Consider the following 12380-nt stretch of genomic DNA (forward strand, 5'->3'; position numbering starts at 1 on the left):
CACAGGGCCACGCATGTCAATCCACGTCGCCCTCAAACACGTCACCCGCTACAAATACGACCGCCCGGTCAGCCTCGGCCCCCAGGTCGTGCGCCTGCGGCCGGCGCCGCACTGCCGCACGCCGGTGCTGTCGTATTCGCTGCGAATCGAGCCAGCGGACCACTTCATCAACTGGCAGCAGGACCCGTTCGCGAACTACCTCGCGCGGCTGGTGTTCCCCGAGAAGACGACGGAGTTCACCGTCACGGTGGACCTGGTCGCCGAGATGGCGGTCTACAACCCCTTCGACTTCTTCCTCGAGGAGCACGCCCAGACCTTCCCCTTCAAGTACGACGAGGTCCAGCAGATCGAGCTCGCGCCCTATCTGCAGGTCGAGCCGCTGACACCCTTGCTGGCCGCCTACCTGAAGGACATCCCGCTCGACCGGCGCTCGACGAATGACTTCCTCGTCGAGCTCAACCAGAGGGTGCAGCGCAGCGTCTCCTACCTGATCCGCATGGAGCCCGGCGTGCAGACGCCCGAGGAGACGCTGGCCAAGGCCTCGGGCTCCTGCCGCGACTCCGGCTGGCTGCTGGTGCAGCTGATGCGCCACCTCGGCCTGGCGGCGCGCTTCGTGTCGGGCTATCTGATCCAGCTGACGCCGGACGAGAAAGCGCTGGACGGCCCCAGCGGCACCGAGGTCGACTTCACCGACCTGCACGCCTGGTGCGAGGTCTACCTGCCTGGCGCCGGCTGGATCGGCCTGGACCCCACCTCCGGCCTGCTCGCGGGCGAGGGCCACATCCCGCTGGCCGCCACGCCCACGCCCGGCAGCGCCGCGCCCATCAGCGGTGCTGTCGACAAGGCCGAGGTCGAGTTCGAGCACGAGATGAGCGTCACGCGCATCTACGAGTCGCCGCGCGTGACCAAGCCCTACACCGAAGAGCAATGGGCCGAGGTGCTGACGCTCGGCGAGCAGGTGGACCGCGAACTGGCCGCCGGCGACGTGCGCCTGACCATGGGCGGCGAGCCCACCTTCGTCTCCATCGACGACCGCGACGCGCCCGAATGGAACACCGAGGCGCTCGGCCCCACCAAGCGGCTCAGCGCCCAGCAGCTCACGCACCGGTTGCGCGACGAATACGGCCAGGGCGGCTTCCTGCATTTCGGCCAGGGCAAGTGGTACCCGGGCGAACAGCTGCCACGCTGGGCCCTGTCCATCTACTGGCGTGCCGACGGCCAGCCCTGCTGGCGCAACCCCGACTGGTTCGCCGACGAGCGGGAAGGCCACGCCTACACGAGCACGCACGCCCAGGCTTTCATGAGCGCGCTGACGCGCCGCCTGGCCCTGCCCGACACGCATGTCGAGCCCGCCTACGAGGACACCTACTACTACCTGTGGCGCGAACGCCGCCTGCCGGTCAACGTCGACCCCTTCGACTCGCGCCTGGACGACGAGATGGAGAGGGCACGCCTGCGCCGCATCTTCGAGCAGGGGCTGGCCCAGGTCGTCGGCTATGTGCTGCCCATCAGTCGCAGCGGCGACTCACCGGCGCTGGCCGGCACGCGCTGGCAGACGGGGCCGTGGTTCTTCCGCGGCGAGCGCCTCTACCTCCACCCCGGCGACTCGCCGATGGGCTGGCGGCTGCCGCTGGATTCGCTGCCCTGGGTCAGCAAGGGCGACTACCCCTATCTGATCGAGCAGGACCCTTTCGCCCCGCGCGGCATGCTGCCCGCGGCGGCGGCACTGCGTGTGCAGACGCTGGGCGTGACCTCGGCCGGGCCGACGCCTGGCTTGCTGCCCGGCGGCAAGGCCGGCGGTGCAGGGGGCACGGGTGCAGGCCCCGCCGCACCGGGGCGCTTCGAGAGTGCCCGCGACATCACGCGCACCGCGCTGTGCGTCGAGGCCCGCGACCCGCGCCGCGCCAACGGCCCCGCGGCGGAAGCCAAGGGCAAGGCCAGTGGCGTCCTCTATGTCTTCATGCCACCGCTGGAGAAGCTTGAGCATTACCTGGAGCTGCTGGCGGCGGTGGAAGCCGCTTGCGAGGACACCGGCTACAAGATCGTGCTGGAGGGCTACCCGCCGCCGCGCGACCCGCGCCTGAAGCTGCTGGCCGTCACGCCCGACCCCGGCGTCATCGAGGTCAACATCCATCCGGCGCACAGCTGGGGCGAACTGGTCGCCCACACCGAGTTCCTCTACGAAGCCGCGCGCCTGACGCGGCTTTCGAGCGAGAAGTTCATGATCGACGGCCGCCACACCGGCACCGGTGGCGGCAACCACTTCGTGCTCGGCGGCGCCACGCCGGCCGACTCGCCCTTCCTGCGCCGACCGTCGCTGCTGGCCTCGCTGCTGGCCTACTGGCACAACCACCCCTCGCTGAGCTATCTCTTCAGCGGTCTCTTCCTCGGCCCGACGAGCCAGGCGCCGCGCGTGGACGAAGCGCGCAACGACCAGCTGCGCGAGCTGGAGATCGCGCTGGACGAGATCCACAAGCTGGCCGAGCGTGACGCCGGAGACGTGCCGCCCTGGATCATCGACCGCATGCTGCGCAATGTGCTGGTGGACGTGACCGGCAACACCCACCGCAGCGAGTTCTGCATCGACAAGCTCTATTCGCCGGACTCCGCGACCGGACGCCTGGGCCTGCTGGAGCTGCGCGCCTTCGAGATGCCGCCGCATGCGCGCATGAGCATCGTGCAGCAATTGCTGCTGCGCGCCCTCGTCGCCCGCTTCTGGAAAACACCCTACCGCGCGCCGCTGGTGCGCTGGGGCACCGAGCTGCATGACCGCTGGCTGCTGCCGCATTTCATCCGCGAGGACTTTGCCGATGTCATGCAGGACATGCAGGAGGCCGGCTACGCGATGGACGCAGCCTGGTTCGCGCCGCACTACGAGTTCCGCTTCCCCAAGTACGGCGAGTTCGCGTCGCGCGGCGTGCACCTGACGCTGCGCGGCGCGCTGGAGCCCTGGCATGTGATGGGCGAGGAGGGCTCGGCCGGCGGCAATGTCCGCTATGTGGACGCGTCGATGGAGAGGCTGGAGCTGCATGTCACCGGCCTCATCGACCCGCGCCACCGCGTGACGGTCAACGGCCAGCCCGTGCCGCTGCAGCCCACCGGCCGCGTCGGCGAGTTCGTCTGCGGCGTGCGCTACCGCGCCTGGCTGCCACAGTCGGCCCTGCACCCCACCATCGGCATCCATGCGCCGCTGACGGTGGACCTGGTAGACACCTGGCAGCAGAAGTCGCTCGGCGGCTGCCGCTACTTCGTCGCCCATCCCGGCGGCCGCAACTACGCGACGCTGCCGGTCAACGCCTACGAGGCCGAGAGCCGGCGCCTGGCGCGTTTTGCGGCCATCGGCCACACGCCGGGGCGTGTCGAAGTGAAAGAGCCGAAACGCAGCCTGGAGTTTCCTTTCACGCTGGATCTTCGCAAGACGGTCTAGACAGCTTGGGGCAAACTCACGGCATGAGCATTGACCTCGCCGAACTCCGCAAGCTCTCGGTGGCTGAACGCATTCAGCTGGCCGAGGACTTGTGGGACAGCATCGCCTTGGACGCCGCCGAGGCGCCGGGGCTGACCGACGCCCAGCGGCAGGAGTTGCAACGTCGCCTGCGTGCGCATGAGTCGGATCCGTCGGCTGCTCTGCCTTGGGAGCAGGTGCGCGCCGAGTTGATGGCAGGGCCTGCATCACGCTGAGCCATGCGAGTTTTCTTTCGGCCTGAAGCACGCGACGAGCTGCTCGAAGCGCAGGCCTGGTACGAAGCTCACGCACCCGGCCTGGGACAGGAATTCGCCCGCGCCTTCGAGGTCGCGCTGCAGTCGGCCTGCCGGCAACCTGCCGGCTTCGCCGAGGTCGAGGAAGGCTGCCGTCGCGTCGTGCTGAGGCGCTTCCCGTACTCGCTCTACTACCGTGCTGCCGGCGACGAGTTGCTGGTGGTTGCCGTCTTCCACCATCGTCGTCCGCCCCCCGCAAGGCAGGGGCGGCGCTGAAACCCCCTGCATCATGCACATCGAGATCCAACCCGGCGTCCGCCTCTTCGTCGACATCGAGGGCCTGGGCCATGAGCCCGTCGGCCCGGAGCTGCGCGAGAAGCCGACGCTGATCCTCATCCATGGCGGCCCGGGTTTCGACCACACCGCTTTCCGCCCCTTCTTCAGCCGCTTCACGGACCTCTGCCAGGTCGTCTACTACGACCAGCGCGGCCACGGCCGCAGCGACCCGAGGCCGGCGGATGAATGGGTGCTGGATGTGTTCGCCGACGATGTGGTGCGGCTCTGCGATGCGCTGGGTGTGACCAAGCCCATCGTGCTGGGCCAGAGCTTTGGCGGCTTTGTCGCGCAGCGCTATCTGGCGCGCCACCCCGAGCATCCGAGCAAGGTCGTGCTGTCCAGCACCTCGCATCACTTCGGCCTGGAACGCAAGATAGCCCGCTTCGGCGCCCTGGGCGGGCCCGATGCCGCAGCGGCCACGCGCGAGTTCTGGGAGAACCCCGGGCCGGCCTCCTGGGCCGTCTACGAGAAGCACTGCCGCCATCTCTACAACACGCAGCCGAAGAACCCCAACGCGGGCGGCTGGATGATGTTCAAGCCCGAGATCCTGTTCGCCCACACCCGCACCGAGCTGCGCGACATGGATCTGCGCCCGGGCCTGTCCAAGGTGCAATGCCCGGTGCTGGTCATGGCCGGCGAGCAGGACCCGGTCACGCCGCCGCAGGATGCCGAGGAGATCGTCGCGGCGCTGCCGGCGCAATGGGTGCAGTTCGAGCGCTTCGCCGGCGTCGGCCATGGCGCCTGGCGCGACGACCCCGAAGCTGCCGAGAAAGTGCTGCGCGCCTTCCTGTCGCCGCGCGGCCCGGTCGGCGACGCTTTGCCCACACCCTAGGCGCAGGGCTTCGCGGCATGGACATTGCTCGACAATGCCCTTTCGCCCTCAACGCGCCGCATGACTGCATCGATACGCCTCGCCCATGTCTGAGCTCACCCCCAGTCAATGGAGCCTGTTACCCGACGAGCCCGAAGAGGTGCTGTCGCCCGACCCGCTGGCGCTGGCCCTGTCGGCCGCGCTGCGCAGCCGCGACGGCCATTTCTACGAGCTGACCGGCCAGGTCAACCAGCCCGGCGAGCCCCAGGGCGGCCTGGCCGAGCGCTGGCGGCGCTTCTTCGCCGCCGGTGGTGCCGCGGGCTGGCAGGAACTCAGCGCCAAGGCCCTGCGCGTGCAGCGCCGCGTGCTGGAGGACGGCGCCAGCTACAACGTGCACAGCGACGCCCCGCCGCTGCCGGGCCAGGACGAGCGCGAGGGTGCGCCGCTGGCCCGCCACTGGCCGCTGGAGCTGCTGCCCATGCTCATCGAGCCGGACGAGTGGCGCGGCATCGAGGCCGGCATCGCCCAGCGCTCGCGCCTGCTCAATGCCGTCATGGCCGACACCTATGGCGAGCGCAAGCTGCTCAACGAGGGCCTGCTGCCCGCCTCCCTCGTGCTGGCCCACCCGCAATACCTGCGCGGCATGCACGGCAGCCAGCCGGCCGGTGGCGTGCATCTGCAGGTGCTGGCCTTCGACCTGACGCGCTGCGCCGACGGCCACTGGTGGGTGGTCGGCCAGCGCACCCAGGCGGCTTCGGGCCTGGGCTATGTGCTCGAGAACCGCCTCATCATTGCCCAGCAGTTCCCCGAGGCCTTCCGCCAGATGGCCGTGCAGCGCCTGGCCGCCAGCTACCGCGATTTCATCCAGACGCTGATGAAGCTGTCGCCCGCCGGCGAGCGCAGCCGCGTGGCGCTGCTGACCCCGGGGCCGCGCAACGAGACCTATTTCGAGCAGGCCTTCCTGGCGCGCTATCTCGGCATCACGCTGGTCGAGGGCGCCGACCTGACGGTGCGCGCCGACAAGGTCTACCTGAAGACGCTGGCCGGCCTGGAGCGCGTGCACGTGCTGCTGCGCCGCGTCGACGACACCTGGCTGGACCCGCTGGAGCTGCGTCCCGACTCCATCCTCGGCGTGCCCGGCCTGCTGCAGGCCGCGCGGGCCGGCGAGGTCATCATCGCCAACGCCCCCGGCGCCGGCTGGCTGGAGAGCCCCGGCCTGGCCGCCTTCTGGCCCGGCGTGGCCGAGAGCCTGCTCGGCGAGGAGCTGACGCTGCCGGCCATCCAGAGCTGGTGGTGCGGCGAAGACAGCGCCTGGCGCAGGCTGCGGCCGCGGCTGGCGGAATTCGTCGTCGTGCCGACCTTCTCGGCCAGCAGCACGACGCGCAGCTTCAGCCCCATCGTGGCCGCCGAGCTGACCGACGAGCAGCTGTGGGCGCTGGCCGAGCGCATCGACGCCGACCCCACCGCCTACACGCTGCAGGCGCGCGTCAAGCCCACCAAGCAGCCGGTCTGGACGCGCGGCGCGCTGGAGCCGCGCGTGGCCGTGCTGCGCGTCTTCGCGCTGACCGACGGGCAGGGCGGCTGGAAGGTGCTGCCCGGCGGCCTGGCGCGCGTCGCACCGCGCCGCGATCCACTGGCCGACGCCTGGCTGTCCATCCAGCGCGGGTCGCTCAGCGCCGACACCTGGGTCATGACCGATGGCGAGGTCGACCCGACGACGCTGCTGTCCCAGCCCCTGCAGGCCGCCGACCTGCGCGACGTGCACTGGACCGTCACCAGCCGCGCGGCCGAGAACCTGTTCTGGCTCGGCCGCTACACCGAGCGCGCCGAGAACAGCGCGCGGCTCGCGCGTTATGTCATCGAGGCCAGCGTCATGGTGCAGCGCGGCGCGATGGCGCCGCCCATGCTGCCGCTGCTGGACGCGCTGGCGCGCAGCCACGGCCTGGTCGGCCCCGACGCGCCACGCGCCGAGGACGACCCGCGCGGCTTCGAACGCGCGCTGCTGACGGCCCTGCTGCCGGCCTCCGGCGTCACCAGCGTCGGCTGGAACCTGCGCGCCCTGCAGGGTTGCGCCCAGGCGCTGCGCGAACGCCTGTCGCCTGAGGCCTGGCGCCTCATCCACGAGACGGCGGCCCAGTTCGAGCAGCATCTGCGCGCCGTGCTGGACCGGCCCGGCCCGGCCACGCCCGTCAGCGATGTGCTCAATGTGCTGGCCCGCGCCGACACCCATCTGGCCGCCATCACCGGCGCCCAGACCGACCGCATGACGCGCGACGACGGCTGGCGGCTGCTGTCCATCGGCCGCCAGATCGAACGCCTTTCATTCCATGCCGAGGTGCTGGCCGAGACCTTCGAACGCGACCTCGCGCTGACCGAGGATGGCTTCGCGCTGCTGCTCGGCGTGTTCGACTCCACCATCACCTACCGCGCCCAGTTCCAGGCGCGCCGCGAGGCGCCGCCGCTGCTGCATCTGCTCGTGCACGACACCGACAACCCGCGCTCGCTGGCCTGGGTCGCGCGCACGCTGCGCGACCGCTTCGCCAAGCTCGCCCGCCACGACCCGGGCTGGGCGGCCGACATTGCTGCCGAGCTGCCCGTGCCCGAGGCCTGGCCGCTGGCCGAGCTGGCGGCGCCGGGCGGCGCGCTGATCGAACAGCTGGACCGTGCGGCGGCCCAGGCCGGCGAGCTGTCCAGCCTCATCAGCCAGCGCTATTTCGCCCATGTCATCGGCGCGGAGCAACGCGTATGGCAGTGAAGTTGGCCGTGCACCATGTCACCGAGTACACCTATGACGACTCGGTGGAATGGGCCTATCACGCCGCCTGCCTGGCACCGCGCAACACGCCGTGGCAGAAGGTCAGCGGCTGGCAGCTGGGCATCGACCCGCTGCCCGATGGCTGGGGTGTCGAAGGGCTGGAGCTGGACGCCGCCGAGCTGGGCCGCCACCTGCGCCGCGACCCCTGGGGCAACCGCCACCTGAGCTTCGGCCATGCGCGCGTGCACGAGAGGCTGGTCGTCGACAGCCGCTTCGTGGCCGAGCTGCAGGAGCGCCCGGCGCCCGACCCGACGCGCGGGCCGTCGTGGGAGTCGGTCGCCGCTGGCCTGCGCTACCGCGCCGGCCGGGCGCTGCAGGAGGCCGACGAGTTCGCGCTGGCCTCGGGCTATGCGGCGCCGGACGCGACGCTGGCCGCCTATGCGCGCCGGGCCTTCTCGCCCGGCCGCACGCTGGCGGCCGGTGGCCTGTCGCTGATGCACCAGATCCACACCGACCTGCGCTATCTGCCGCAGAGCACGACCGTGGCGACCCGTGCCGCGGATGCGCTGGCCCAGCGCAGCGGCGTCTGCCAGGACTTCGCCCATGTCTTCATCGCCGCCTGCCGGTCGCTCGGCCTGGCGGCGCGCTATGTGAGTGGCTATCTGCTGACGCGCCCGCCCGAGGGCGTGACCAAGCTCGTCGGCGCCGACGCCTCGCATGCCTGGGCCGAGCTGTGGTGCCCCGAGCAGGGTTGGCTGGCGCTGGATCCGACCAATGCCATTCCCGCGGGCCTGGACCATGTCACGCTGGCCTGGGGCCGCGACTATGCCGATGTGGCCCCACTGCGCGGCGTGCTGCGCGGCGGTGGCGTGGCGACGCTGAGCGTGGGCGTGACGGTGGAGCCGGTGGCCGGCTGAGCCGCGCTGCGGTCAGCCGCGCAGCAGCGGCAGCACCGACACCACCATCAGCGCCGCGGCGCCCCAGTTGAAGGCCTGCAGCGCGCGTGGGCGGTGCAGCCAACGGCGCATCTGTTCGCCCAGCAGGGCCCAGGAGCCGCAGCAGGGCAGGTTGACGAGGACGAAGACGGCCGTCAACGCCGCGATGCCGAGTTCACCATAGGCCGTCACGGCGGTCAGCGCCATGGCCCAGGCCTTGGGGTTGACGACCTGGAACAGCGCCGCGGCGCCGAAGCCCATCGGCCGGCCCTGGCCGCCGCCCTGGGCGCTGGGTGGCGCAGCGGTGGCGATCCTGACCGCGAGGTAGAGCAGATAGGCCAGGCTCGCCCACTTCAGCACCTCATGCAGGCCGGGGTAGCGCGTGAAGACCTCGCCCAGCCCGAGGCCGACGAGCACCAGCATGACCCCGAAGCCGAAGCTGATGCCCAACAGATGCGGCAGGCTGCGCCGCCAGCCAAAGTTGGTGCCCGAGGCCAGCAGCATCAGGTTGTTGGGTCCGGGCGTGATGGACATGACGAAGGCGAAGCCGGTGAGGGCGGCCAGCGTGCTGAGGGTGGTTTCCATGGCGCGCAACTCTAGGCAGGTCGGCGTCGAATGGGCTTGCGTTGTGCGGTGTTGCTGGGGCCGGTTGTGCAATCATCTGCGGTCATGGATGCGATTGACGACAAGATATTGCGCGAACTGGCCCGCGATGGCCGCCTGACCAATGCCGAGCTGGCCCAGCGCATTGCCCTGAGCCCCTCGGCCTGCCTGCGGCGTGTGCAGGAACTGGAGAGGCTGGGTGTCATCAAGGGCTACCGTGCCGTGCTGGACCCGACGCAGCTCGGCATGGGCTTCGTCGCCTACGTTGCCATCGGCCTGTCGCGCCACACGCTGGATGAGCAATTGAGCTTCGAGCAGGCCATGAAGGACTGCCCCGTCGTGCGCGAATGCCACAACGTGACCGGCGCCTTCGAGTACCTGCTGCGCGTCGAGGTGGCCGACCTGCCGGCCTACAAGCGCTTCCATGCCGACGTGCTGGGCGGCCTGCCTCAGGTCAGCATGATCACGAGCTACATCGTCATGGACTCGCCGAAAGACGATAGGGGCTGATCCAGCGCTCTGCATTCGGGTTTGCGGGCCGAGCGCCGGGCCGCCCCTAGCCGGCCCGCGTATGGCGATGTGCTTGCGGCTCAATGCCGCAAGCATCGCCGTCCCCTCGGGGGACCGGTCAGGCTGGCCCGTGTTCAGCAGGGCCAGACTGGACGAGGGGCTTCAACGTTTGACTTTGCCGTCGCCGGTCAGCATCGACAGTTCGACAAAGCTCGAGCCGGCATGCTTGGTGGGCGTGAAATGCAACCGGTAGCCGCGTGACTCGTAGCCGGACAGCGTCTCCAGCGCGCCGATCAGCGCGTCGCGATTGAGGCGGCCGCCCAGGCGGCGCAGGCCGTCGACGATGACGCGTGCGGCGACATAGCCTTCCATGCTGGTGTAGTTGGGCTCGGCCTTGGCGTCGAGCTTGGTGATGGCCTGCTGGTAGTCGTTGACGAGGCCGACCGCGGTGCCGAAGGGCGAGGGCATCACCTGCGAGACGACGACGCCGGCGGCGTCCTTGCCGAGCTCATCGGCCAGGGCCTGGGTGCCAACGAAGGACACGTTGTAGAACTGGCCGTAATAGCCGGCCTTGCGCGCCTCGCGAATGAAGGCGGCGCAGCCCTTGTAGGCACCGATCTGCACGATGGCCTCGGGCTGTGCCGGCACCAGCGTCTTCAGCGCGGAGGCCACGTCCACGCTGTTGCGCTCGACGGTGGCGACGGCCAGGGGTTGCAGCCCGCGTTTTTCCAGCGCGCGCTGCACACCCTTGAGGCCGGCCTGGCCGTAGGCATCGTTCTGGTGGAAGACGGCGATCTTCTTCAGGTCGAGCTGGGTCAGCTGCTTGACGATCAGTTCCGTCTCGTCGTAGTAGGACGCGCGGACGTGGAAGACCAGCTTGTTGAAGGGGTCGCGCAGCGCCTCGGCGCCGGTGAAGGGCGCGACGAAGGGGATCTTCGCGGCGTTGACCAGGGGCAGGGCCGCCAGCGAGGTGGGCGTGCCGACATAGCCGAACAGCGCGAAGACATCCTCCTGGATGAACTTCTCGGTGTTGGCCTTGCAGCGCACCGGGTCGTAGCCGTCGTCGAGCGTCTTCAGCACGATGGGCAGTCCGCCGACGCCGCCAGCCGCATTGACGCCGTCGAAATAGGCCTTGGCGCCGAGCTGCATCTGCAGGCCGAGTTGGGCGGCAGGGCCGGTCAGCGGCACGGACTGGCCGAGCACGATGGCGCGGCGTTCCTGGGCGCGAGCGAATGTGGCCGGCAGCGCGAGGCTGGCCAGGGCGAGATGGGCTTGGCGGCGGGTCAGCATGGGCGCGAATGATGCCGCAAGCCGCGGGGGCTGTTACAACCAATTGATCCACGGCATGCGTCGCGCGTGAATACGCCCTGGATGAAACGTTTGCTAACTTGTACGTGAGCGGGCGCGGCCGGCCCGCTTGTTGGCATACATGGCTTCGTCGGCATGGCGCATCAGCGCATCCGGCGTGCGGCCGTTGTTGGGGTAATGGGCCAGGCCCAGGCTGCTGCCCACGGCGACCTGCTCGCCCGAGCTCAGCGTGATCGGCTGGGACAGCGCGTCCAGCAGGCGGTTCAGCACCGGCTCGGCGTCGGCGGGCGCCAGGGCCGGCGTCAGCAGCACGACGAACTCGTCGCCGCCCAGCCGCGCCACCGTGTCGCTGGCGCGCAGGCCGGCATGCAGGCGCGCGGCCACGGCCTTGAGCACTTCGTCGCCGGCGTCGTGGCCATGGTTGTCGTTGATCTGCTTGAAGCCGTTCAGGTCGAGATAGGCCAGCGCAAAGACGTGGCCGTTGCGCTCCGCGCCCGCGATGGCCTGCTTGAGCCGGTCACCCAGCAGCAGGCGGTTGGGCAGGCCGGTCAGCGCGTCGTGCAGGGCAGCGCGCTCCATGCGCGCCTCGTGGGCCTTGCTCTGCGTGATGTCCACCATCATCCACAGCGACTCGCCGCCCCGTTCGCTGGAGACTGCGGGCAGTTCCACGCCAGCCAGGTCCACCCAGATCAGCGAGCCGTCCTTGCGCCGCATCTGCAGCTGGGTGCGGAAGCGCCCGCCGGCCTTGAGCTGCGGATAGGCCAGGGCTCCCAGGGTCCCGTAGGCGGTGTCGTCGACGTAGAGCTGGCGCGCCGGCATGCCGAGCAGCTCGCCTTCGGCATAGCCGAAGATGCGCTCCAGCGCATGGTTGCGCCAGACGATCGTGCGGTCGCGCAGCTTGGTGATGCCGACCAGATCGCTCTCCAGCATAGCCTCCTGGTCCAGCGTCAGCTGGTGCAGCTGCTGGCGGATGCGGTGGGTCTCACTGATGTCGAACATCACCGAGCGGCTGCGCAGGTAGCGGCCGTCGGGGGCGTAGATGGCCGTGGCGGACAGGCTGACGCGGCGGACCTCGCCCTGGCGGCCCTTGACGTTGAACTCCAGCTCCGAGACCCTCCCTTCGCGCATAAAGCGCGGGAAGGCCTGGCTGAACAGCACCCGGCCCTCGGCATCGAAGAAGTCCGCCGGGCTGGCCTGGCCGATCAGCTCCTCGGCCGTCGCACCCAGCCAGCTCAGGCCGAGGGCGTTGATCTGCAGGAAGCGGCCGTTCTGGTCCAGCGCGTAGTAGGCGCAGGGCGCGTTGTCGTAGAGGTCCTGGAAGCTCTGGCGCGCCTCGTCGGCCTGGGCCTGCAGCTGCTTGCGCGCCGTGATGTCGGACTCGATGATCATGAAGCCCGTCAGGCCGTCGGCGCCGTCCAGGGGC

Annotated in this window: 10 protein-coding genes; 7 read left to right on the top strand and 3 right to left on the bottom strand. The window is 70.1% G+C overall.

Features of this window, described 5'->3' with window-relative positions; translation table 11 throughout:
- Positions 1-13 precede the first annotated feature (13 nt).
- From AC1DW3_RS26240 to AC1DW3_RS26265, 6 genes are all read left to right on the top strand, one after another.
- Positions 14-3427 (top strand): transglutaminase family protein, encoded by a 3414-nt coding sequence (locus AC1DW3_RS26240; RefSeq protein ID WP_477936435.1) that lies wholly within the window; start codon positions 14-16, stop codon positions 3425-3427.
- A gap of 23 nt (positions 3428-3450) precedes the next feature.
- Positions 3451-3681 (top strand): addiction module protein, encoded by a 231-nt coding sequence (locus AC1DW3_RS26245; protein ID WP_477936437.1) that lies wholly within the window; start codon positions 3451-3453, stop codon positions 3679-3681.
- Positions 3682-3684: 3 nt separating this feature from the next.
- Positions 3685-3975: a type II toxin-antitoxin system RelE/ParE family toxin gene (locus AC1DW3_RS26250; protein ID WP_477936439.1), complete on the top strand. Its 291-nt coding sequence runs from the start codon at positions 3685-3687 to the stop codon at positions 3973-3975.
- Between the two features lie 13 nt (positions 3976-3988).
- A complete protein-coding gene (locus tag AC1DW3_RS26255; protein WP_477936441.1) occupies positions 3989-4867 on the top strand; it encodes an alpha/beta fold hydrolase in 879 nt (292 codons plus the stop codon).
- An 85-nt stretch (positions 4868-4952) separates the two neighbouring features.
- Positions 4953-7601, top strand: a complete 2649-nt coding sequence (locus AC1DW3_RS26260; protein ID WP_477936443.1) for a circularly permuted type 2 ATP-grasp protein — start codon at positions 4953-4955, stop codon at positions 7599-7601.
- A complete protein-coding gene (locus AC1DW3_RS26265; RefSeq protein WP_477936445.1) occupies positions 7592-8518 on the top strand; it encodes a transglutaminase family protein in 927 nt (308 codons plus the stop codon). Before AC1DW3_RS26260 ends, AC1DW3_RS26265 begins: the two co-directional genes overlap by 10 nt.
- Positions 8519-8530: 12 nt before the next feature.
- Here the strand turns inward: AC1DW3_RS26265 and AC1DW3_RS26270 are convergent, their stop codons facing one another.
- Complete coding sequence (locus AC1DW3_RS26270; RefSeq protein WP_477936447.1) at positions 8531-9121, bottom strand: LysE family translocator; 591 nt, start codon at positions 9119-9121, stop codon at positions 8531-8533.
- Between the two features lie 84 nt (positions 9122-9205).
- Here AC1DW3_RS26270 and AC1DW3_RS26275 point away from each other — a divergent pair, with 84 nt between their 5' ends.
- Positions 9206-9649 carry an Lrp/AsnC family transcriptional regulator gene (locus tag AC1DW3_RS26275; protein WP_477936449.1) on the top strand — a complete coding sequence of 148 codons (444 nt, stop codon included), beginning with the start codon at positions 9206-9208 and terminating at the stop codon, positions 9647-9649.
- 162 nt (positions 9650-9811) lie between these two features.
- On the opposite strand, the gene AC1DW3_RS26280 is transcribed toward AC1DW3_RS26275, so the two are convergent.
- Entirely contained in the window at positions 9812-10939 is a 1128-nt protein-coding gene (locus AC1DW3_RS26280) for an ABC transporter substrate-binding protein (RefSeq protein WP_477936451.1), read from the bottom strand.
- 93 nt (positions 10940-11032) lie between these two features.
- On the bottom strand, positions 11033-12380 hold a 1348-nt coding region (locus tag AC1DW3_RS26285; protein WP_477936453.1), incomplete at its 5' end, for a diguanylate cyclase domain-containing protein.

Source organism: Roseateles sp. P2_H4 (assembly GCF_056403315.1).

What these genes read in the sequence shown, in the direction of transcription:
- AC1DW3_RS26240 (WP_477936435.1), top strand. Translation starts at nt 14, where the DNA reads ATGTCAATCCACGTCGCCCTCAAACACGTCACCCGCTACAAATACGAC.
- AC1DW3_RS26245 (WP_477936437.1), top strand. Translation starts at nt 3,451, where the DNA reads ATGAGCATTGACCTCGCCGAACTCCGCAAGCTCTCGGTGGCTGAACGC.
- AC1DW3_RS26250 (WP_477936439.1), top strand. Translation starts at nt 3,685, where the DNA reads ATGCGAGTTTTCTTTCGGCCTGAAGCACGCGACGAGCTGCTCGAAGCG.
- AC1DW3_RS26255 (WP_477936441.1), top strand. Translation starts at nt 3,989, where the DNA reads ATGCACATCGAGATCCAACCCGGCGTCCGCCTCTTCGTCGACATCGAG.
- AC1DW3_RS26260 (WP_477936443.1), top strand. Translation starts at nt 4,953, where the DNA reads ATGTCTGAGCTCACCCCCAGTCAATGGAGCCTGTTACCCGACGAGCCC.
- AC1DW3_RS26265 (WP_477936445.1), top strand. Translation starts at nt 7,592, where the DNA reads ATGGCAGTGAAGTTGGCCGTGCACCATGTCACCGAGTACACCTATGAC.
- AC1DW3_RS26270 (WP_477936447.1), bottom strand. Translation starts at nt 9,121, where the DNA reads ATGGAAACCACCCTCAGCACGCTGGCCGCCCTCACCGGCTTCGCCTTC.
- AC1DW3_RS26275 (WP_477936449.1), top strand. Translation starts at nt 9,206, where the DNA reads ATGGATGCGATTGACGACAAGATATTGCGCGAACTGGCCCGCGATGGC.
- AC1DW3_RS26280 (WP_477936451.1), bottom strand. Translation starts at nt 10,939, where the DNA reads ATGCTGACCCGCCGCCAAGCCCATCTCGCCCTGGCCAGCCTCGCGCTG.